General features: G+C 43.5%; 19 protein-coding genes, 1 other RNA gene and 1 pseudogene. 12 read left to right on the top strand and 9 right to left on the bottom strand.

What is annotated here, in order from left to right; translation table 11 throughout:
• Positions 1-125: 125 nt before the first annotated feature.
• The 6 genes from EAH55_RS25415 to EAH55_RS25440 all read left to right on the top strand — a co-directional run bounded on the left by EAH55_RS25415 (position 126) and on the right by EAH55_RS25440 (position 6,828).
• Positions 126-1,034, top strand: coding sequence for a prephenate dehydratase (locus tag EAH55_RS25415; RefSeq protein WP_114937600.1), 909 nt, complete (start codon positions 126-128; stop codon positions 1,032-1,034).
• 94 nt (positions 1,035-1,128) lie between these two features.
• The gene (locus tag EAH55_RS25420) at positions 1,129-2,259 is read left to right on the top strand and encodes a chorismate mutase (RefSeq protein WP_112566383.1); all 1,131 of its coding nucleotides are present in this window, start codon (positions 1,129-1,131) and stop codon (positions 2,257-2,259) included.
• 7 nt (positions 2,260-2,266) lie between these two features.
• Positions 2,267-3,562 carry a 3-phosphoshikimate 1-carboxyvinyltransferase gene (aroA, locus tag EAH55_RS25425; RefSeq protein WP_121812125.1) on the top strand — a complete coding sequence of 432 codons (1,296 nt, stop codon included), beginning with the start codon at positions 2,267-2,269 and terminating at the stop codon, positions 3,560-3,562.
• A 198-nt stretch (positions 3,563-3,760) separates the two neighbouring features.
• Positions 3,761-4,855, top strand: a complete 1,095-nt coding sequence (gene aroC / locus EAH55_RS25430) for a chorismate synthase (protein ID WP_114937598.1) — start codon at positions 3,761-3,763, stop codon at positions 4,853-4,855.
• A 104-nt stretch (positions 4,856-4,959) separates the two neighbouring features.
• A complete protein-coding gene (locus EAH55_RS25435; protein ID WP_121812126.1) occupies positions 4,960-6,192 on the top strand; it encodes an MFS transporter in 1,233 nt (410 codons plus the stop codon).
• Between the two features lie 9 nt (positions 6,193-6,201).
• Positions 6,202-6,828 (top strand): HAD family hydrolase, encoded by a 627-nt coding sequence (locus tag EAH55_RS25440; RefSeq protein ID WP_121812127.1) that lies wholly within the window; start codon positions 6,202-6,204, stop codon positions 6,826-6,828.
• Here EAH55_RS25440 and EAH55_RS25445 read toward each other — a convergent pair.
• Both EAH55_RS25445 and EAH55_RS25450 read right to left on the bottom strand, forming a co-directional pair.
• Positions 6,818-7,330, bottom strand: coding sequence for a DinB family protein (locus tag EAH55_RS25445; RefSeq protein ID WP_121812128.1), 513 nt, complete (start codon positions 7,328-7,330; stop codon positions 6,818-6,820). The genes EAH55_RS25440 and EAH55_RS25445 overlap by 11 nt on opposite strands.
• Positions 7,330-8,340: a glycosyl hydrolase gene (locus tag EAH55_RS25450; protein ID WP_121812129.1), complete on the bottom strand. Its 1,011-nt coding sequence runs from the start codon at positions 8,338-8,340 to the stop codon at positions 7,330-7,332. The genes EAH55_RS25445 and EAH55_RS25450 overlap by 1 nt, the downstream gene beginning before the upstream one ends.
• Before the next feature lie 225 nt (positions 8,341-8,565).
• On the opposite strand from EAH55_RS25450, the gene EAH55_RS25455 reads away from it, so the two are divergent.
• Positions 8,566-10,008 carry a L,D-transpeptidase scaffold domain-containing protein gene (locus EAH55_RS25455; protein WP_244228354.1) on the top strand — a complete coding sequence of 481 codons (1,443 nt, stop codon included), beginning with the start codon at positions 8,566-8,568 and terminating at the stop codon, positions 10,006-10,008.
• 70 nt (positions 10,009-10,078) lie between these two features.
• Here the strand turns inward: EAH55_RS25455 and EAH55_RS25460 are convergent, their stop codons facing one another.
• The 3 genes from EAH55_RS25460 to EAH55_RS25470 form a co-directional block, all read right to left on the bottom strand.
• On the bottom strand, positions 10,079-10,828 hold the full coding sequence (locus EAH55_RS25460; protein WP_244228356.1) for a murein L,D-transpeptidase catalytic domain family protein: 750 nt from the start codon (positions 10,826-10,828) through the stop codon (positions 10,079-10,081).
• A gap of 267 nt (positions 10,829-11,095) precedes the next feature.
• Positions 11,096-11,674: a nitroreductase family protein gene (locus tag EAH55_RS25465; RefSeq protein WP_121812132.1), complete on the bottom strand. Its 579-nt coding sequence runs from the start codon at positions 11,672-11,674 to the stop codon at positions 11,096-11,098.
• Between the two features lie 75 nt (positions 11,675-11,749).
• On the bottom strand, positions 11,750-14,185 hold the full coding sequence (locus EAH55_RS25470; RefSeq protein ID WP_121812133.1) for an alpha-ketoacid dehydrogenase subunit alpha/beta: 2,436 nt from the start codon (positions 14,183-14,185) through the stop codon (positions 11,750-11,752).
• A gap of 136 nt (positions 14,186-14,321) precedes the next feature.
• Between EAH55_RS25470 and EAH55_RS25475 the strand changes: the two genes are divergently transcribed.
• The 4 genes from EAH55_RS25475 to ssrA all read left to right on the top strand — a co-directional run bounded on the left by EAH55_RS25475 (position 14,322) and on the right by ssrA (position 17,728).
• Entirely contained in the window at positions 14,322-14,720 is a 399-nt protein-coding gene (locus EAH55_RS25475) for a DUF1573 domain-containing protein (protein WP_091207513.1), read from the top strand.
• Between the two features lie 132 nt (positions 14,721-14,852).
• The gene (locus EAH55_RS25480) at positions 14,853-16,079 is read left to right on the top strand and encodes a pyridoxal phosphate-dependent aminotransferase (protein ID WP_121812134.1); all 1,227 of its coding nucleotides are present in this window, start codon (positions 14,853-14,855) and stop codon (positions 16,077-16,079) included.
• A gap of 100 nt (positions 16,080-16,179) precedes the next feature.
• Positions 16,180-17,241 (top strand): acyltransferase, encoded by a 1,062-nt coding sequence (locus EAH55_RS25485; protein WP_121812135.1) that lies wholly within the window; start codon positions 16,180-16,182, stop codon positions 17,239-17,241.
• Positions 17,242-17,359: 118 nt separating this feature from the next.
• Positions 17,360-17,728: a transfer-messenger RNA gene (ssrA, locus tag EAH55_RS25490) on the top strand.
• Here the strand turns inward: ssrA and EAH55_RS31070 are convergent.
• The 3 genes and pseudogenes from EAH55_RS31070 to EAH55_RS31075 form a co-directional block, all read right to left on the bottom strand.
• Positions 17,679-18,152, bottom strand: coding sequence for a hypothetical protein (locus tag EAH55_RS31070; protein WP_162997038.1), 474 nt, complete (start codon positions 18,150-18,152; stop codon positions 17,679-17,681). The two genes, ssrA and EAH55_RS31070, sit on opposite strands and share 50 nt — an antisense overlap.
• Positions 18,109-18,552: pseudogene (locus EAH55_RS25495) on the bottom strand (contractile injection system tape measure protein); the annotation flags it as partial. The pseudogene EAH55_RS25495 and the gene EAH55_RS31070, both read right to left, overlap by 44 nt.
• A gap of 194 nt (positions 18,553-18,746) precedes the next feature.
• Positions 18,747-18,911: a hypothetical protein gene (locus tag EAH55_RS31075; RefSeq protein WP_162997039.1), complete on the bottom strand. Its 165-nt coding sequence runs from the start codon at positions 18,909-18,911 to the stop codon at positions 18,747-18,749.
• A gap of 316 nt (positions 18,912-19,227) precedes the next feature.
• On the opposite strand from EAH55_RS31075, the gene EAH55_RS31080 reads away from it, so the two are divergent.
• Entirely contained in the window at positions 19,228-19,365 is a 138-nt protein-coding gene (locus EAH55_RS31080) for a hypothetical protein (RefSeq protein ID WP_162997040.1), read from the top strand.
• A gap of 133 nt (positions 19,366-19,498) precedes the next feature.
• Here the strand turns inward: EAH55_RS31080 and EAH55_RS25500 are convergent, their stop codons facing one another.
• Positions 19,499-22,864 carry an ABC transporter permease gene (locus EAH55_RS25500; protein ID WP_162997041.1) on the bottom strand — a complete coding sequence of 1,122 codons (3,366 nt, stop codon included), beginning with the start codon at positions 22,862-22,864 and terminating at the stop codon, positions 19,499-19,501.
• Positions 22,865-22,912: the final 48 nt, after the last annotated feature.

Raw genomic sequence — 22,912 nt, forward strand, 5'->3', positions numbered from 1 at the left:
ACTTTTTTGGTTACTACTTTTACTTTACCAGTGAGAGCCGGGACTAATATGTACTAAACAAAACATATAAAAAACACAAAAAGTCCCGGCCAAAAAGCCGGGACTTTTTGCTTTAACAGGGGTTTATGAAAATAGAAAGACCAAAAGTTGCAATCCAGGGGATCAGGGCTTCTTTTCACGAAGAAGCCGCGATAAGGTATTTCGGTGAAAACATCGAAACCATTGAGTGTAACTCTTTTAAGCAAACATTTGAAAGCTTAAAGAAACGTGAAGCTGATTATGTGGTGATGGCTATCGAAAACAGCATTGCCGGCAGTATCCTGCCAAACTATACCCTGCTGCTTGATTATGGCTTTCCGGTTGTGGGCGAAATTTATCTGCCAATCCAACTGCACCTGATGGCTTTGCCGGGCGTAAAGTTTGAGGATATTAAATATGTAACCTCCCACCCCATCGCTTTGCGCCAGTGTGTTGATTTCTTTGACGAATATCCACACCTGAAAATTGTGGAAAGCAGTGATACTGCTGCCTGTGCTAAACGCATCAGGGATGAACAACTAACCGATACTGTTGCTGTTGCCAATGCTTTGGCGGCCCAGCTTTATGGGCTGGACGTACTGGAGCGCCGTATCGAATCAAACAAAAGAAACTTTACCCGTTTCCTGATCATGACTCAGCATGATAACGTTGAGAAAAAGCCCGCCAACAAAGCATCATTATGCTTCCAGGTAAGCAACAAGGTTGGCGCATTGGCCAAAGTGCTCAATATTTTTGCCGAAGAAGGTGTAAACATGAGCAAAATTCAGTCGATGCCGATTTTGGGTAAACGTAACGAGTATAATTTCTATGTAGATATTGAATGGGACGAGCAAAAACAATATGATACTTCGATAAGACAGATCCTGAAGTATACCCATAATTTCAATATCCTTGGCGAGTACGAAAGGCATGATGATGAACCGTCGTCTACGCCAAAGCCGCACCGCGCCGAACGCAGCATCCGCAAGTATATCAACATCAGACGCAATGCATAAGCTAAAGGCGCTATCAAACAGAAACCAAAAAAACTAACATAATTTAAATTATCAACTAACAATCCCGGCTATCACCGGACAAACAAAAAACAAGATGAAACTAAATTTAAACATACAGCCGCTTAGTACCTGGATTAAAACAGGTAAGGAACCTCTGGTAATTTCAGGCCCTTGCAGCGCTGAAACCGAAGAGCAATTAGTAGCCACAGCACATTTATTAGCCCAAACAGGTAAAATTTCAGCACTGCGTGCAGGTATCTGGAAACCACGTACCCGCCCGGGTGAGTTTGAAGGTATTGGCAGCATTGGTTTGGAATGGTTAAAACGCGCCAAAGAAGAAACCGGCTTGCCAACCGCTGTTGAGGTTGCTACCGCTAAACACGTTGAAGAAGCCCTTGCAGCAGGCGTTGATATCCTTTGGGTAGGTGCACGTTCAACTGCTAACCCTTTCACCGTTCAGGAAATTGCTGATGCATTAAAAGGTGTTGACGTACCGGTAATGGTTAAAAACCCTGTAAATCCTGATCTTTCATTATGGGTTGGTGCTTTAGAGCGCATAAATAATGCAGGTATCACTAAACTGGCTGCTATTCACCGCGGTTTCTCATCTTACGAAAAATCAGCTTTCCGTAACGAACCAATGTGGGATGTTGCTATCAGCTTAAAAACATTAGCTCCTGAGTTACCTATCATCAATGATCCAAGCCACATCACCGGTAATCGTGATTTGATTGGTTACGTTTCACAAAAAGCGCTAGACCTTGATATGCAAGGTTTAATGATCGAATCGCACATCGATCCGAGTGTAGCATGGACTGATGCTAAACAACAGGTTACTCCTGCTGCTCTTGCTGATATCATTGACCATTTAACTTTACGCAAACCAGAAGTTAAAAACGCAGAAGTAAGCGACAAGCTGGCCGAACTACGTAACCAGATTGACAAAATCGACGACCTGGTAATTCAGAAAATTGCTGAACGTATGCAGATTGCTGAAAAAATCGGTCAGTACAAAAAAGATAACAACATTACCATTTTACAAGTTGGCCGTTGGGATGAGATCCTTCAAAAACGTACTACTTATGGTAAAGCTTTAAAACTGAGCGCCGAGTTCACTGAAAAATTGCTTGAACTGGTTCACAACGAATCTATCCGCAGGCAAACAGACGTTATGAACGCTGATGCTGCTCAGGGTCAGGCTGCAGAAAAACTTACACACGCTTAATTTTATAATGATGCAAAACATCATTCTTAAAAGAAACAACAAGATTGTTAATGGTACGGTTAACCTCACCGGTTCAAAAAGTGAGTGTAACCGTGCCCTGATCATCGAAGCGCTTAGCGAAGGCAAAGTAAAGGTTGAAAATGTTTCAGACGCTGCTGATGCTGTTTTGTTGTCGGGAATTTTGAGGGGGAATCAGGAGGCTGTACCAGCAGATTCTGCAGCAAATAATTCCGAAATCGAAAATTGCAAGTCCGAAATCGTTGATATCGGTCCTGCCGGCACTGCTATGCGTTTTCTGACGGCTTACTATGCTATTCAGGAAGATGAGGTGATCTTAACCGGTAGCAAACGCATGAAGGAACGACCAATAGGTATATTGGTTGATGCTTTACGGGTTTTAGGTGCTAATATTGATTACGAAGAAAATGACGGGTATCCTCCCATCAAACTAAAAGGTGGCTTTAAACAGCAAACCGGCAAAATCAATATTAAAGGTAATATCAGCAGCCAATATATTACTGCCTTGCTACTTATTGCCGCCCGCTTACCTTTAGGTTTGGAGTTACATATTGAAGGAGAGTTAACATCTCGCCCTTACGTTGAAATGACTTTAACCATGCTTGAAACTTCTGGTATCAAGCACACATGGGAAGGCAATGTTATTGCAATTTCAAATCAGGAATTTAAAACGACATCATTGTACGTTGAACCTGATTGGAGCGCCGCTTCATACTGGTATGCTATCGCAGCCCTTGCTAACGAAGCCGAACTGTTTTTAACAGGCCTCACACCCTACAGCTTGCAGGGTGATAGCGTGATCACGGAGCTCATGGCCAACTTTGGTATTACTTCACAATTCAAGGATGGCGGTGTTCACTTGAAAAAAGAGAACAAACCGATTTCCCGCCGCGAATTTGATCTGAAAGAATGTCCGGATTTGGCACAAACTGTAATTGTTGTTTGCGCCGCTTTAAATCACGAAGCTTCGTTCACCGGCTTGGAAACTTTAAAAATCAAGGAAACCGACCGCATCCTGGCCCTGCAAACAGAGCTGGCTAAAATGGGTGTTAAACTGATTGAAAAAGACGAGGTTTATACACTTGATTGCAGCGGAAAGTTTATTCCGGAGAATATCTTTATTAACACATATCACGACCACCGTATGGCTATGGCCTTTGCGCCGCTCGCCCTCGTCCTCCCGCAAATGGAGTTTGAGAACGGACCGGTTGTTGACAAATCATATCCAGCTTTCTGGAACGATCTGAAAAAGCAAGGATTTGAAGTGGAAGAAAAAGAAGCTTAAGGCAGAAAGCCGAAGGCTCGAAGCAAAATACTAAAGCCCGTCATTGCTACGAAGCAATTCCAATCAAGGGTTAAGACTTACGAAGTTTTAAAAACTTCGTAAGTCTATATTCTACAATGACGGTAATAAACAAACCAATTAAGGATATTCAGATATGGTTTCTCATATCTCATATCTAACATCTCATATCTAAAAACTATGGCAGGCAATTCATTTGGGCAATTATTCAGGATAACCACTTTTGGCGAATCACATGGCGAAGCCATCGGCGTAATTATTGACGGATGCCCGGCCGGTCTGGAAGTTGACCTTGATTATATTCAAGGCGAGCTGGATAAACGCAAACCTGGTCAGTCAAAGATCACTACCCAGCGCAAAGAGAGCGATACGGTAAAAATCCTTTCAGGCACATTTGAAGGTAAAACCACCGGCACTCCTATTGCTATGCTGATCCCCAATGAAGATCAGCGCTCAAAAGATTACAGCCATAACGTGGATGTTTTTCGCCCGTCACACGCCGACTATACTTATCAAACCAAATACGGCATCCGCGATCACCGCGGCGGCGGTCGCTCGTCAGCCCGTGAAACTGCTGCCCGCGTTGCTGCAGGCGCATTAGCCAAACTGTTGCTTAAAACACAGGGCATCGAAATTGTTGCGCACGTAAGCAGCGTAGGAAAGATCAACGCGCCTAACGTATCTATCAGCGATCCGCTTGAATTTATTGAGGAACGTGAAAAAAACATTGTACGCTGCGCAGATCCGGCAACAGCCGAAGAAATGATCGAATTCATTGATAGCGTACGTAAAGATGGCGATACCGTTGGCGGCAAAATCAGTTGTTACGTAAAAAACTGTCCTGTTGGCCTTGGAGAACCGGTATTTGACAAGCTGCATGCAGAATTAGGCAAGGCAATGCTGAGCATCAACGCCGTTCATGGCTTTGAATTTGGTTCAGGCTTTGAAGGCAGCGAAATGCGTGGGTCAGAACATAACGACATTTTTGTAAAATCGCATTTAGGTGATATTCAAACTATCACCAATTTTTCGGGAGGTATCCAGGGCGGTATCAGCAATGGCATGCCTATTGAATTTAGGGTTGCCTTTAAACCGGTAGCTACTATCATGAAAAATCAGGCTACAATTGATAGCGAGGGCAACGCTGCAGAAATATCAGGCAAAGGCCGTCATGATCCTTGCGTGGTACCGCGCGCTGTGCCTATTGTAGAAGCCATGGCAGCCCTTGTACTGGCCGACCATTGGCTCAGAAATAGGAACGCTCGTTTGATTTAATGATGTGCAAATATGCAGATGTGCAGATTAAGTATTAATTCGCACATCTGTATTCATTTCATAATTTGCACATTTGCATATCCGCACATTTGCATATCATCCTCATGCTAACCTCAATTATCCAATTATACAAACAAGCCTATAGCGGACTTTCAAAAAACAGCTGGTACCTGAGCATCGTAATGCTTATTAACCGTAGCGGTACCATGGTTGTACCTTTCATGACCATTTACACCATCAGGCAACTGCATTTTACCATTGAGCAGTCGGGCTATATCATGGCTATTTTTGGTGTAGGTGCGGTATCAGGTGGCTTTATAGGTGGTAAGCTGATCAATAGAATAGGATTTTATGATTTACAGGTGGGCGCCTTGCTTACCGGCGGATTACTGTTTCTGATCCTGGGTTATCAAACCAATTTTATCAGCATGGCTATCTTCACGCTGGTACTAAGCATCTGTAATGAATCGTTCAGACCGGCAAACTCCACAGCCATAGCACATTACAGTACCGAGGAAAATAAAACACGCTCCTACTCGCTTAACCGGTTGGCTACAAACCTGGGCTGGGCTTTTGGTGGTGGTTTAGGCGGATTATTAGCCTCAATCAATTATCACTTACTTTTCTGGGTAGATGGCTGTACCAATATCGCCGCGGGCATACTATTACTTACGCTGATGCCGCGCTCAAAAGTGGCAAAAACCATTAAAGAAGCCGTTGCAGGTTTTGATGAAATCGTTTCATCGGCTTATAAAGATGGCGTTTACTTGTTGTTCATCCTGCTTGCCACACTATTTGCAACCTGCTTTTTCCAGTTCTTTATTATGCAACCTGTGTTTTACAAAATACAATGGCATTTTAATGAACGTTTTATAGGCTTTCTGCTGGCGCTAAACGGAGTACTCATTGTGTTGATTGAAATGATACTGATCAACTGGCTTGAAGGTAAACGTCATCCGCTGAGTTATATCATCTCAGGCATTTTAGTTGCTGGCAGTGGCTTTGTATTGCTTAACCTCATGCCGCATGTACCAGCAGTTGCCATATTGATTGTGTGCATGATAACATTGGGCGAAATGCTTTGCATGCCTTTTATGAATACCTTTTGGATAGCTCGTTCCAATGTTCGCAATCGCGGCGAATATGCTGCGTTGTACAGCATGTCATGGGCAGGCGCACAAATCATAGCGCCGTTTTTAGGCAGCCAGGTTATTGCCTATGGTGGCTTTGAAATGCTCTGGTGGTTATTGGGTGGTGTTTGCCTGCTTGTTGCCTGTGGATACCTACTTATGAAACGTTCGATACAGTTCAACAAACAAGTCCCTGTTTTACCTTAAATTGTTGCGATGAAAAAAGCTATCATATTAGATCTTGATAATACCATATACCCGGTTAGTTCTATCGCCGATCATCTATTTAATGAACTGTTCAATTTTCTTGATCTGCATATCGCAGGCGAGGGTGTTGAGCATATCAATAATGCCAAAGAGGATTTAAAAAGGATCCCATATCAAAAGGTGGCCGACAAATACCAGTTTAGCGATCTCGTTAAAAGCAAAGGGCTCGAACTATTAAATAATATCGAGTATAACCGGCCAATGCAGCCTTTTGATGATTACAAACATATCCGCGAAGCTAAGATCACCAGGTTTTTGGTTACTACCGGCTTTACCAAGCTACAATGGAGCAAGGTAAAAATGCTGAATATCGAGGCTGATTTTGAAGCCATCCACATTGTAGACCCGGAGCTTTCGCCTCTAACCAAGAAAGATATTTTCGCGTCGATATTGGAGAAGCACAATTACAAACCCGAAGACGTACTCGTTATTGGTGACGATCCCGAATCAGAAATAAAAGCGGCAAGCGAATTGGGTATCGATACCTTCTTATATGACCCTGAAAATAAACATCCAAACGCCCTGGTAACCTATCGCTCACAAAATCTGAAAGACGCAGTTGCTATTATTGCTTAAGCACTTTTACCGTAACCAAAAGCTGCCCGAAATGACGCATGGTATGTTCGGCAGAATGCGTATACAAACCAATAAGCGTTGATGGTAACTGTGCCCGGCCTACCCCTCTCCAATCGGTTAAATTATTGGCATCGGTTGCTTTAAGCTGGGCAATAGCGTTATCTACCTGAGTGTTAAAAGCATTTACTAAATCCGCTACGCTGATTATATTCTCGCCCCGTTTTCCTTCAGCAGCAAGGTAACCCAATTGGGCTTCGCTTAGCACCTCGCCTTTTGCATAGGTAAAAAGCCTGTCAAGCACCCCGGTAAGGTGTTGCAAGTGAAAGCCAGGCGATGCCATCCCGACAAGCTTTTCCCATAGCAGCGCTTCAGGAAACCCTTCCATCAATTCATTCAATTCTTCCCTGGCCTGTAAAAGGGCATGTGCTACCGGTTGAAGCAAGGCCGGTACATCAACTAATGGCCCACGGAGCCAAACCTCTGGTAGTTTTGTTGCTGACATCAGTTTTTATTAAGCATTGATTTTACTTGTTCATGATTCAACGTTTGAGGCAGGCCATATATGGTTTTTACCCGCTCATGTGTATTATCAGTCCAAAGCCAGCTTGTCCACACCATAAACCAGGCCCATTCGGGCTGGGCTGCCAGAATTTCGGGTTTTGGCAGTTCGCCGGTTTCTGTCAACGCTATGATCTTACCATTGGCAACCTTTAGTAAATCGTTGTAATCCCGTTGTTCATAATCAAAATGGTAAATATCGGCACCCAAGATATCTACATAATCGGCACCCGGGTAAAAGTCTTTATAGTCATATGCCTCATCTAATGGCAGATCGCGCAAACCATTAGGCCCCCATACCCAAATCAGGTTGTTTAAATGATGATAATTAGTATAACGGTCGTACATCATTTTCCAAAGTTTGATAATACCGTCATTCCCTTTTTTGTTTCCCCACCAAAACCACACGCCATTCATTTCATGGTAAGGGCGCCATAAAACCGGTACATGGGCATCTCTGAGTTGTTTCAAATAGCCAGCTACCACATCAATCTGGGCCAGCCATTTTTTATTCAGTTCAGTATTGGGGGTAATTAATTCCTTCCATTGCGCATCGGTCATTTTCCCCTGGATGCTTTGCTTCCAATCATACGGTGGATTGTCCAATGGCCGGCCCTGATGCCACATGAGTGTTACCAGATAACCGTCTTGCCATTTTTGTTTAGCTTCATTAACCAGGTCGGGGCCCAGGTCTTTATCTCCCCAAAGCATGAAATCTGAACCCCACACAGCGGGATACTGTCCGGTAATTGCTTTGGCACTGTCTGAAAAAACGTCACGGTCGCTGTTGTAATTCTGCTGCCCCGACAAAATATGTTTGCCTTTTATGCTATAAAGGAAGCTCAGTAATTTTTTTACTTCAGATGATGCTTCTTTATTTACTGGTTTAAAACTTTGTGCTAAAGCCATGAAAGGCAATGATATGATTAAGGCAAGCGAAAAGAGTTTTTTCATTTTAATTAAACAATTAATACCTGTTAGTGGTTACAATGGGCTTTGTTCAAAAATAAATAAAAAGCATAGCCGTTTATGGTATGGCTATTGCTATTCATATGCAATATTTAACTATCTTTCGTTTATATGATACCTATTTCCCTTAGGAAACACTTTATCCCGATTATACTTTCCACGTGTTTGGTTTTGCCCGTTGTACTACAAAGCTGTAAAAAAAAGCACGAGATGATTGCTGAAGATATGTTCAGGATTACTCAAAATGAAATCTTCAAAAAGGCCGATACCGAAGAATACATTCCCGTTTTTAAAAGGGTATTTGCCAAATACAGGTCTAAAACAGCCAACCCACTGGTTATCCAATCATTTTTTAAAAAGAACGACTATCAACCCATTTTAGTCATAAATCACTTGAACAACGGCGATCTTGATGCTTTACCTGAATACCTGGAAAAGATCAATGAGCATGGTCTTGACCCAACAGTTTATCCTACAGCAGAGATAAAAACACTTGTTGCCAAACTCAAAAACAAAACAGCGATCACAACAATTGATGAAGCCTACGAAACGGTTGCTAAGCTCGAAATTTTAACCGCGGGAGCACTTGTAAAATATTCCAATGCGCTGCAATATGGGGTGATTAACCCTAAAAAAATCTATTCGAGGTATTTTATGGCTACCCGCCGGCCTGATAGTACAACCATGCTTGCTACTTTAGAAAGAGCCGATTATAAAGCATTTCTGGATAGCATTCAGCCTAAAAACCCGCAATATTTAGCTTTACAAAAAGCGTACAGGGATAGTGCTACTATTGATGGCCTTTCAAAAGAGGAAAGCAAACGTTATTTGTTGGTTAGCCTTGAGCGTTTACGCTGGCGGAACAAGCCTTATGAGCCCAAATACGTCATCGTCAACATTCCCGATTTCAGGCTTGACGTGATGGAAGATGGCAAATCGGTGTTAAATATGAAGGTTTGCGTGGGGCAAGGGCGCAACATGAAAAACCAGAATACTCTTGAACATTTTGACGATACCGCAAGGGCAGATAAACCATTTCCCCGCGAAACGCCTATCCTAAACAGTGTGATCCATAGTGTTGAGGTAAACCCGGTATGGAACATTCCGCGCAGCATTGCCACAAAAGAAATTATTGTTGAGGCAGCCGAAGACCGCTTCTATCTTTCCAACAAAAACATTGACGTATTTAAAGATGGCCGGAAGATTGCAGATCCGGAAACCATTGACTGGACACAAGTTACACCTGATAATCTTGAATATGAGTTTAAACAACGCCCGGGCGAAGATAATTCGCTGGGGAAAATAAAATTCCTGTTTAAAAACCGCAGCAGCGTTTATCTGCATGATACGCCTAATAAAGAAGCATTCAGGCATACTATGCGGGCAGTAAGTCATGGCTGTGTACGCCTGGGTGATCCGCTTGGTCTTGCAACAAACCTGTTTGGAGAAGGGGCCGACCTTGATACCATTTCGAAAGATATGATTGAGGATAAACCAGAACCAACCAATATTGGTTTGCCGAAGAAAATGCCTATCTATATCACCTATGTAACCTGCTGGGCTGATGAAAATGGCGCCATACAATACAGACCGGACGTTTACGGTTTAGATATTGTGCTGTACGCTCACCTGCAGAACTTTTTGGCTAAGTAATAAAAAAAAAGAGCCCGGTTAACTTTCGGTTAGCCGGGCCTCATGATTTGGTTTATAGTTGGGGTTGGATTTAAAACTTAGCAAAGTTGAATGATGTATCAGCACTCGCCATCAAATTAAGCGGGCCAGCCTCATCCAAATATTTCGAATAATACGATTCGTCGTTTCCGTTAATAAATATAACAGTTTTTCCGGCAATTGCATTAATTACTTTATTAATTACTTTCGGAGATACCGCGGGGCAACCAAAGCTCCGCCCTAAATATCCTTGCTTGTTAATAGCCGCAGGGCCAACATAATTGGCGCCATGTACAACAATACTGCGCATACGGGCATTGCTGTTAAAGCCTTCATCCATACCATCAAGGTATAAAGAGCGACCGTGTTTTCCGTTGTAAACTTTATCGGTTATATAAAATCCAAGGCTGCTTTCATGCGAGTCGTTAGCATCCGAAAAATGGCTTGCCATTTCTTCGCCACTACCCGATCCATGAGCAACCCAGGTATTAAGTATCAATTGCTTGCTTAACAGGTTAACGATCCACATACGCTTTTCACGGCTTGATTTAGAAAAATCAACTATCGTAAGCACATCACTGCTTTGGGGCACCATGTGCGAAAGCTTCAAATTAGTATAACCTGTAACCGCTTTTTCAAATACGTTAAAAGCTAAACCTGTTTCCCCAAGATGGGCCGATTCATATAAATTGTTAACGTATTGCTCAAATAGTTCTTTTGTTGTAAATGCTGCACTTTTTTTCCGAACACTCACTGATCTGTTTGCACCATCCGATTTCCAGCTTAAAATTGTTGCTGACATAAAAAAAATCGCCATAGTGACCCACAAAAAATGTTTCCTCATACGCTTGTCTGAGTTTAATTTAATTTAAAATAATTAGGGTATAGTAACAGGTTCTGGACGGTGTGTTAACCTGTTATTAACAGGCCAACACAAAAATATACTTTAAAACCTAAAATCCAAATCAGTAAACAATAAATTTTTACTTAAATGAAAATAAGTTTAAAACTAAGCAATATTTTGGGCAGTTATACGGAGCGGAAACGGGAAAGGTTATATGGGTTAATTTTACTTAACCCATTTAACTTTATCTTCAAGCGGAACGGTACGTTTTCCTTCAGGATACTGATCGGCGTAACCAAGATACAATACACCCATTACGTTATCTTCCTCTCTTAAATTCAGAAAATCTTTAAACGCTGGTTTCAGGATAGCCCCACCTGTGCTCCAGAATGACGCCATGTTTAAGGCAGTAGCACCTAACAGGATATTTTGAATAGCACTTGATACTGCTGCAACTTCTTCAAACGGTGGTATCTTTGGCAAATCACCACGTTGCATTACTGATATGATAACATGAGATACTTTATTACCAAGCGTTTTTAGGTTGTTATAAGTAGCTTCGTTAAAATCTTCGGCGGATACGCTACTTTTGTAAACCTCTGCATGATCGGCACAAAATTGTTCAGGATTTTCATAAACGATAAAACGCCATGGTTCGGTAAAGCCGTGAGTTGGCGCCCAATCGGCAAGTTCAAGTAATGCCGCAATATGTCCGTTTGGTGCTTTATGACCATTCATCATGGCTGGTTTTACGGTACGGCGGGCTTTAATATTTTCGGCGACGGTTAAAAAAGTGTTGTCCATAGTTAGATAAAAAAACAGTTGGTGAAATTAATGATTTATAAATCACCAATCTCACCAACTCGTAATTATAATTTATTAATAAATAGCTGGGTATTTTGACGGATTAGCCTCATTCATCATGGCATAAACGATTTCAATTACGTCATCAACAGATGGTTTGCTGAAATAGTCGCCGTCCGAACCATAAGGCGGCCTGTGCTCTTTAGCAGTTAGCGTTTTAGGCTGGGCATCCAACGAATAATAGCCGCTTTGGTTTTCCAGTATCTTCTGCAAAATGTAGGCTGAGCCAGCTCCGGGCAGGTCTTCGTCAACAACTAATAACTTGTTGGTTTTCTTTAAGGAAGTACCACAAACATTCTCTGTATCAAATGGATATAAAGTTTGAGGATCTATTACTTCGATATTAATTCCCATAGCGGCAAGTTCTTCAGATGCTTCCTGGACAATGCGCAGAGTTGAACCATAAGATACAACCGTAATATCATTACCCTCCCGTAAAACCTCGGCCTTACCAAGCGGAACAGTAAACTCACCAACGTTGGCAGGTAATTTTTCTTTTAGGCGATAACCATTCAAACATTCAATTACCAATGCCGGCTCATCTCCTCTCAGTAGCGTATTGTACATACCTGCAGCCTGGGTCATATTGCGGGGTACACAAATATGGAAGCCACGCATCGACCCCAAAATAACACTCATTGGAGAACCTGAATGCCAGATCCCTTCCAACCTATGACCACGGGTACGTATAATTAATGGAGCTTTTTGCCCACCCATGGTACGGTAACTTAAACTGGCAATATCATCACTGATGATAGTTATCGCATATATCAGGTAGTCGAGGTATTGAATCTCTGCAATTGGCCTTAAACCACGCATAGCCAGGCCCATACCCTGCCCTATGATACTTGTTTCGCGGATTCCTGTATCGCTAATACGAATTTCTCCATATTTGGCCTGTAAACCGGCAAAGCCCTGGTTTACATCACCTATGGCACCAAGATCCTCGCCGAATGCAACTATGCTTTTATCGCGGGCAAAGTTGGCATCAAAGGCTGCATTTAGCACTTCCCTACCGTCCATTACCCTTGTATCATCATTATAGATGGCCGGCACAACAGGCACGTACAGAGGAGATTCTGGTGTTCCGGTAAATAGTTTTGAATTGTAACGCTCGGCATTTTTAACGCCTTCGGCCTTCAACCAACCCGACAATGCGTTGCGTTCGGTATTGTCATCATGAACCGTCAATCGCAATGCTTTACGGATGGCCGTAAATATTTCACGTCGCCCCGCATCGATACTTGAACGCAAACCAACCGATAAAGCCGATATGACTTCTTTTTGTGCCGGTAATGATTCGGCGAAAGCATCTATTAAACCTATAGCTTCTTCTATTTCAGCTTTTATTACAACAGCCAGTTCATTAGCAGCCTCTCGCTGGCATTCACGTACATATCTTTTAGCTTCAGCCTCAAGCTCTTCTAGTTCTATCTCGGTTGTAATGGCCGAAGCAATCATCCATTCGCGCATTTTTAACAGGCAATCGTGCTCATCCTCCCAGGCCAGTCGCTCTTTACTTTTATAGCGTTCATGTGAGCCTGAAGTTGAATGCCCCTGCGGCTGCGTCATTTCAGTTACATGGATCAGCACAGGCACATGTTCTTCACGGCAAATATTGATAGCCCGTTCGTAAGTTTCACAAAGGGCGATATAATCCCAACCACGAACTTTAAATATTTCGTAACCGTTGCTTCCGTTTTCGCGCTGAAAGCCTTTTAATACTTCAGAAATATCTTCTTTAGTTGTTTGCAGGCTGGCCGGAACCGAAATAGCATAAGCATCGTCCCAAATTGAAATAGCCATAGGCACCTGCAAGACACCGGCAGCATTGAAAGTTTCAAAAAACGAACCCTCTGATGTTGCACCGTTGCCAACACTGCCAAAAGCTACTTCATTACCGTTAACCGAAAACTGTTTCAGGTAATCCAGTTCTTTATTTTGGCGGTATAATTTTGACGCGTAAGCTAAACCCAACAAACGGGGAATTTGACCGGCAGTTGTTGAAATATCCGATGAACTGTTCATCGTTTCAACCTGGTTAACCCAACTGCCATCGGTATTTACAAAACGTGTAGCATAGTGACAGTTCATCTGTCTGCCGCCGGATGCAGGATCTTTTTCAATATCAGGATTAGCATATAACTGAGCAAAAAACTCTTTCATATTGCTCATGCCGGTAGCAAACATAAAAGTTTGGTCGCGATAGTACCCCGCGCGCCAGTCGCCGGCGCGGAAAGCCTTGGCCATAGCCAGTTGTGCAACCTCTTTGCCGTCGCCAAAAATACCGAACTTTGCCTTGCCCGTAAGTACTTCCCTGCGGCCTATCAAACTGGCCTGACGACTCTCATAACCAATACGATAATCATCAATAACAATCTTCTTGAAATCATCAAAACTTAGCTCGGCAGTATTAAATTTACTGGTAGCGCGTGTTGTAGTTTCAGGCATATAAAATTTTGTTTAGACGGTAAAAGTATAAAATTCTATTCTGTATTAGGCAAACTAACAGATAAAACCCGGAGTTTTAGTAATAGTTTTGTAATTACGTTAAACCTTTTATATTTGTAATAATCAAATATAACGTATGAAAAAGATATTAATGATTTGCGCGGTAATATTGGGCTTTGCCTTCACCGCATCAGCACAAGATAGCGGAAAAGCTGAGTTTAAATTTAACGAAGAAAAACATGACTTCGGTAAAATACCACAAGGCACTCCGGTTACTACTGTGTTTGAATTTACTAACGTTGGTAAAGAACCACTTATTTTAACAGAAGTAAGGCCAACCTGCGGCTGTACCATTGCCGATTACACTAAAACTCCTGTAAAAAGTGGCGACAAAGGTACAATCAAAATCACTTACAACGCTGCTGCTGCTGCTCCGTTCAACAAAACCATTGTTGTTAAATCAAACGCTGTAACACCAGAAAAATATCTGAACATTGTTGGTGAAGTTGTAGCTAAACCCGCGGCAAGCAAGTAATTTATTATGAGCTTGATATATCCCGTATATCAATCGGGATATTTAAAATAATATTTAAAAGACCCGAAACCGGGTCTTTTTTCGTTTACAAAGGTTTTACAAAGTATATTTTCAATTTAGTAAATTTGCAGGATGCCAAAAATATCTGAAAAAGGGCAGCGAATGCCCTCATCACCGATTCGTAAATTAACACCTTATGCTGATAAAGCTAAGCAGGATGGGAAAAAGGTGTATCATCTAAACATCGGCCAACCCGATATTGCTACGCCAGATGGCATGCTTAATGCCATTAAAAACATCGATTTTAAAGTTTGGGCCTATACCCCGAGTGAAGGTACCTTAAGCTATCGTAAAAAGCTTACCGAGTACTATAATAAACTTAACTATAATATCACGCCTGAGGATATTATAGTTACCACAGGTGGCTCTGAAGCTATCAGCATCGCGCTGATGGCCTGCCTTGATCCGGGAGATGAAGTGATTATTCCAGAGCCGTTTTATGCCAACTACAATGGCTTTACCAGCCAAAGCGATATCGTGGTTAAGCCCATACTTTCGTTTATAGACAATGGTTTCGCCCTGCCTCCTATCAGCGAGTTTGAAAAACTGATCACAGATAAAACTAAAGCGATCATCATCTGCAATCCTAATAACCCTACCGGTTATCTGTATTCAAAAGAAGAGATGGAAGCTTTGAAACAGCTGGTTTTAAAATATGATCTTTACCTTTTTTCGGACGAGGCATACCGTGAGTTTTGCTATGACGGCCGTACTTTTATCTCGCCAATGCATTTGGATGGATTGGAAGAAAACGTTGTTGTAATGGACACGGTCAGTAAACGTTATAGCGCCTGCGGAGCTCGCTTAGGTTGTATGATCACCAAGAACAAGGAACTCCGTACCACAGCATTGAAATTTGCCCAGGCTCGTTTAAGTGCCGGTATGGTTGAACAAATTGCCGGCGAAGCTGCCGTTGATACCCCGGATAGCTATTTTGAAGCAGTAAATAAAGAATACACAAGCAGGCGCGATACCCTTGTAAACGCGTTGAACAAAATGGATGGCGTTTATTGCCCTAACCCAGGTGGTGCGTTTTATGTAGTGGCTAAACTACCTATAGACAATGCCGATAAATTTTGCCAGTGGATGCTGGAAACCTTCAGCCTTAATAATGAAACAGTTATGATGGCTCCGGCTACAGGTTTTTACAGTACGCCCGACGCCGGATCAAACGAAGTACGTATGGCTTACGTATTGAACAACGATGATCTTAAAAAAGCTATGGTTTGCTTGGATGAAGCATTGAAAGTTTATCCGGGCAGAACAGTTGCTAATTCAGAACTGGCAGTTGGTAATTAAATCGTTTTATATATCTTAATTAAGACAAAACCCGGCTCAAAACGGGTTTTGTTGTTTTTTGCCCCAACCAATCGTATATAATATATCACAGGCCTATTCAATGAAATTTAGCCAAACAATTAGCACAGATAAACGCCACAATATCAACTGGATAAATAATTTAAGGTTGATAGCTATGTTTGCCGTTATTGTTCTACATACAGCATCTCCCTTGTTATTCCGTGTTAAAGATGCATCCATTAACGATTGGCTTGCTGCTGATGCTTACAATGCCCTGGTACGTTTTTGTGTACCAGTTTTTGTGATGATAACAGGAGCTTTATTATTACAGCGCGAGTATGAACTTAAAGATTTCTTAAAACGGCGATTTGGCAGGCTAATACCTCCATTTATTTTTTGGAGTTTGGTTTATATTGGTTATAGACTTTACAACGAAGAGATAGAACTATCAGATAATATATGGCCCAATATAAAACTTGTATTACAACAGCTTCAAACCGGTAGTTATTATCATTTATGGTACGTTTATCTTTTAATGGGCCTTTACCTGTTTATACCCGTAATAAGCAAGTTTGTACGTAACGCAACAGAAAAAGAGTTGTTATACTTTTTAGGTGTCTGGTTTTTAACAGTAATCTTGAGCCGCCCTTATTTAACCATATTAGATCCCGGCGTCGACCTGCATAATTTTACCGGATATATTGGGTATCTTGTACTTGGCTATTACCTTGCCTATAAGCCATTTAAATTTAAAAATATAGCTCCAATCGCGGCGTTGGTATTTGCATCATGTGCCTTACTAATAGCTTCAGGTACGTATTTTATACTACTGAAAACCAGAAACTTAAATACTTTCTTTCACGAGCCAGTTAGTCCTTTTATAGCTATACTGTCGTCGAGCGCGTTTTTAATGGCAAGATTTATTAAAGTCAATTTAAACCCGGTTGTAAACAAACTCATAAACAATGTAGGTAAATATACCCTGGGCTTATACCTTAGCCATGCTTTCATCTTAAATGTGCTTGAGCTTAATGATATCACATACAACATTTTTAACCCGATTTTCAGTATTCCATTAGTGGCATTATTAACCTTTTTACTGTCCAGTCTCCTGATCTATGTGATGAGTAAGCTACCGATGTTAAAATATGTCGCCGGATAAATTTTAGTTGTAATGACGATTAAAATCCATGAACTATTCTCCGCAACTGCAAAGTAAATCCGTATATTTGTAACCGCTTAACTGCAAACTGCCCACCGGCAACTGCAGACTCAAAAATGGGGTCGACCGGAATTGACAGGATGGAGATAAGTAGGTAAGCATGCAGCGCGTTGGGTGAATTAGCGCTTTAATCTGAACGCTCAAACTTACAAATGGCGAAAATAACTACGCCTTAGCTGCCTAATTTAGAATTAGCATAGCTTTTGTCCCGCCGGTTTTCCGTTTCATCGGATCGGCAATCGGGGCATCGAAAGATGAAACTGGTTTGCTTAAGGTGTGCATAGCGAACGAGATAAAGCACCTAAGGAAGACGGTATAGGTAAGCGACTGACCTTCCCCTTCCCTACAATTAAACAGAAGCTAAGCATGTAGAAAGCTTACCTTATACCATGTTTGGACGAGGGTTCGAATCCCTCCGGCTCCACCCGCGGGGGTTTTCGTAAGAAAATCCCTTTTTTTTCAAAAATCACCAAGTTTTTCTCTCTCATTTTCAGGTGATTATGTGAAAATATTTCGAGCATCGTAGGGGTTCGATAGACCCCATTTTCGTAGTACAAGTTGCTATCGAACCCCTGCGCTATAAATTCCCGTTTTTGTATCGTATCAGCCTGGGTAAATACATATCTGAGGTCAGTAAGCAGGTGCAGGTGTTTATTTAAAATAGCCAGAGCCGGAGACTGATCTTTATTAAGTTTATTGATCTCGGCTTGTAAGAATACGATGTCGCTGTTATAATTTCCTGTCCAGCGGTCGTAAGTATCCTTTGAGATCTGATCGTGTATCCATTTTTCTTCGACTGCCATCAGTTTATCCTGCAACTGATCCAGTTGTGATTTTTTTTCGGCTGCCACTTTTAAGTTCCCAGTGCTCCTTTGTTTCGGTAAGCAGTCCTTCCCGCAGGAGCCAGTTTCCCCTGAAACCAGGGATTGAAGAACTTCCGCTGTCAGGGCAAAGACTGATCGCGGCACTAATAAGGCCTTCAATCAAGTGGCTCTCTGCTACTCCGATTTCAATCTCGAATGGTACAGGCTGCGTCAATTGCATATTACATAATAATTTATTCAGGGGTAACAAATTATCATCAGCCGCGCTTTCGCCGGTTACCAGGACTTGTAAATATTGTACCGCCTTGATGCGGGCGTTATCATCTGTAAACGCGCTCCGGTCATTGATCAGGCCGAGGCGCTCAAATAACATTGGGACATAGCTGTTGAGCAATACCAGTCCGGCATTTGTTATCGTGTTCATCGTGTAAGGTTTTTGTTGGCTTCTAAGATAAAGCTTTTTATCGTGTTATCCGAAATCAGACCGGTCGCTCTGCAGTTGGTCTTTCGATAATAGTAAAGCCCCCGGTCATAGTACCGGGGCTTTACTAAACATTCAATTTTTCCGTAAAACCGATCCAAAACCGGGTATATCACGGCATCATCCCATCACCACCACTCCTATCGTTGCTTTATGTCATTTTTACCGGGTGTGATCAAAAGTGTGCTGCCCGGATGAGCAGGATTATCGCCAGATACCTCGGTACTGGTATGGGCGAACTCAGCTTTGACTTTCCAGACTTTGAGTTTGATAACCGTACGGAGGGTCTTTTGGGTAGTTTTCATAGATGTTGGAATTTAAAAATTAACGCTTACCGGCCATACCGAAAATGTGTGTAGTCGTGGTGGGATTGGTTATTCCAAACGAGAAAAACGATTTCATTTTTACTGCCTTTGTGCGGGCTCTGTCCTTCAGGCCGGTTTTTTAATGTTGTCATAGCTTAAAGGGCTTGTTGTGTAAAAATTCAACTCCTGAAAATGTGTGTAGTGGCAGTTGGGTCTACACCGGTATTATCCGTGCAAGTTGCACCCACTCTGCTCCTGCCTTTTTAGAGCATGCTTTCAAGCCGGCGTTGCCATCGGCAATCAGTAGTTTATTGTCATGGAGATCGCCGTTGACCACCAAAAACTGGTTTTTATCTATGAAAATATGGATCACGGCTCCGTCAAAAAGCCGGAGGAAGAAAAAGGAGGCATTGGCCTGGAAAATGTCAAACGCAGGCTCGCATCGTTGCGGTAAGGGATATTATGATGATCGGTAGCAACCAACTTACGGTGCATGGTCAACGTGTACCCGTCGGAAACAGCTATCGCGAATCGGTCAGAGCAGCACTTAGATTAAAATAATTGATACCTCATGCAACTTACTTCAATCACTCCGCTCTCAGGCTTTTTACCGGGTTGGTCAGTGCTGCTTTGATGCTGTGGTAACTGACTGTGATTAAAGTGATCAGTAAGGCGCCTGCTGCGGTTAATGCAAAGACCCACCAGGACAATCCGGTGCGGTAAGTATAATGCTGAAGCCACTGATGCATGAAATACCAGGAGCATGGGACGGCGATGAGCAGCGCGATTCCCACGAGCAGCATAAATTCTTTTGATAAGGAACCCCAGATGCTGATAACGGAGGCGCCCAGTACTTTGCGGATGCCGATCTCCTTGATGCGCTGTTCAGCTACGAATGATGCCACGCCAAATAATCCAAGACAGGAGATAAAGATAGCGAGCACCGCGAACACGGAGGCCAGTTTTCCGGTACGTTCTTCGGCCAGGAATTTTTGTTCATATTCACTATCCGCGAATTTGTAATTAAAAGGTGCTTCCGGTGCGAATTTTTTAAAGACGGCTTCGATGCTGGCGAGTTCGCGCGCTACGGGCTGGCCGGCTTTGAGTTTTAAAATGACCACATTGAAGGACCGCTGGTGGTCATCCATTAGGAACACCACCGGGCTTACCGGTTCGAAAGGTGAATTCATGACCATGTCTTTCACCACGCCCAGCACCTTCCAGTCTTTGCCATGCCATTTGATGGTTTCCCCTACCGGTTGCTTAAGCCCCATCTGCCTGATGGCTGCCTCATTAAACAAAAATCCTGAGGAATCGCTCCGGAACTGACTGGAGAAATCCCGGCCTTCCTTCATTTTCCAGCCAACGACACTGCCGAAATCGGGATCGACCAGCACGGTGCCGAAAACCTCCTGCCGGTTGGGGTCTTTTCCCCTCCAGCTCAGGTTATCCGCTGACGACCAGGTGCCGGTTGTCGGGTTGGACGAGGGGGATACGCCGGATACAGCGCCTGTGTTCAGCAGTTCCTGACGGAAAGCGCTATATTCTTTGATGGCATTATAAGGGATCGATACCAGCTTGTCCCGGCTATAGCCTACCGGCCGATCCTTGGCGAATTCAATTTGTTTGAAAACAACGATGGTCCCGATGATGATCGTAACAGAGACCGCAAATTGAAGTACCACCAGTACTTTGCGGGGCATGGCAGCCATTGGCCCCGCCTTGAAGGTTCCTTTCAATACTTTAACGGCATTAAAGGATGATAAGTAAAGCGCCGGATAGCTACCTGCGGTCAAGCCGGTCAGGAGGCAGAAGCAAAGACAGATCAGCCAGACCAGTGGGTCGTTCCAGATCAGGTGCAGCTGCTTGCCCGAAATGTCGTTGAAAAAGGGCAAGCTGAGCCAGGCCAGCAGAACAGCGAGCAGGAATGATATGGCGACGATCAGAAAAGATTCGCTGAGGAACTGCGTCACCAGCTGGCCGCGCAGGGAGCCGATGGCTTTGCGGATCCCCACTTCTTTTGCCCGCTTTTCGCTCCTGGCCGTGCTCAGGTTCATGAAATTAATGCAGGCCAGCAGCAGGACGAATAAGCCGATAATGCCAAAAAGCCAGATGAACTGCAGGCGGCCTGCGACAGCAATGCCATCCTTAAACTCATAGATGTGCCAGGCCCGCATCGGGAATAAGACCAGCTCGGGTTTGGTAGCATCTTTCCGGCGTTCATTCAGGATGTGCTGTATTTTATGGGTTGTTTGCGGCAGCTGGATTCCTTGATTCAGCAAGGCAAAAACCTGGAAAGAACTATCGTACCAGTTATTCATATCTCCGGTACTGTTAAACAGGAGGCGGATAGGTGCTATAAATTCGACATTGCCAAACTGGGTGTTTTGGGGAAGGTCCTGGTACACACCGCCAACCTGGACCAGGTAGGCATCACTGATCTTGATCATCTTGTTGATGGGATCAGTATCTCCGAACACGGCCCGCGCGAGTGATGCATTAATCAGTATCGTGCCCGGTGTCTTGAAAGCTGTTTTCGATCCTTTGACCATATGCAGCGTGATGATATCGGTCATGGCAGGTTCGGCAAAACAACCTGTGCGGGAAAAGGCATGGTTATGATAATTGATGTTCTGCTCATAGGTTACCGCGGCGGCGACGGCTTTAAAATCGCTCCCATACTGCTCCCGCAATACGGCTGTAAGCGGAAAAGGCTGCGAGGCCTGTGTCGCTATCCCGCCGCTGACATGCTTATTGGCCAGCACCTGCACGATGCGGTCATAATTCGCGTTGAATTTATTGAACGATACCTCGTCCCAGATCCATAAACCAATGAGCATAGCCACAGCCATGCCCACGGCCAGGCCGCAGATATTGATTAATGAAGAGGCTTTGTTCCTGGTCGTATTCCGCCAGGCGATTTTCAAATAATTTTTAAACATATGATTTCGGGTTACCTGGTACGAAATTACCGGCCAGGTCGCAGCGGAAGGTCCCAGTTTAGAAAACGGGACTTCTTTTTTGAGTTCTTTCTGGTAAACCGCCGGGCTTTTGCCCGTCATTTCCTTAAAGATGCGATGAAAGGAAGTCTTGGAATTAAAACCGGAATCGTAGGCGATGCCTAATAAGGTGATCCGGTCATAGGCCGGGTCCTGCATTTTGCGGATTACCTCGGCGATCCGAAGTTCTGAGATAAAATCAGCAAAGCTTTTTTTCAATCCAAGGTTAAGTGTCCTTGACAATTCGTGCGGCTGTATCGCCAGTCTTTCGGCCATGGAGGTAACCGTCAGCTCCGGGTCCTCATACAGACGGGCGTCCTTTACAGCGCGCTTCAGCCATCTGCCCCTGACCCGCAATGCCGGGGGTGTACCCACTGCCGCGGTTACCTGTTCAACAAAAGCTGCCTTTAACACCGACTGCGCTGCCAACACGATCAGCACCGCGGCAAAACACATACTAAAGACATCATTAAACAGCCACAGCAGACCTAAGGTCATTAATAACATCAGCGAACGTTCCAGCGAACGGAATGCATGCAGCGGCCTGTCCATTTGCCCCGGTTGAAATATCCGGGCAGCGGGGCGAATAAGCCGCCATGAGCCATATAAGTAAAAGATAATGATGGAGGGTACGATCCAGTCTTTTAAAAAGAAGGTTAAGAGTCCTGTGGCCAAATGTAATCCATCATACCACCGCCATCTCCAATCCGGGTTCACACGGTTTTGTACGTAATGATACATCAATGGGCCGAGTAATACCGAGCAACCGACATAGCCCGATACCTGCTGAAGCCCGCTTGCAAGCAGGATCAGGCCCATCAGCCGGTTAGTTTGCTTGTGCCCAGGCAGCAACCACAACAGCAAAGCAAGGGTCAACCCTGAAAACAGGCTTGCCAGGCTGATCAATTGGAATATACTAAGCGGATAGATCACCATCATCGATTGGTTCATCATGGTCATCATGACCAGGTCAAGTACAAGACGCCTGTCAGGTAAGATCGT

The sequence above is a fragment of the Mucilaginibacter kameinonensis genome, assembly GCF_003675385.1.
GTDB classification, from domain to species: Bacteria; Bacteroidota; Bacteroidia; order Sphingobacteriales; family Sphingobacteriaceae; genus Mucilaginibacter; species Mucilaginibacter kameinonensis.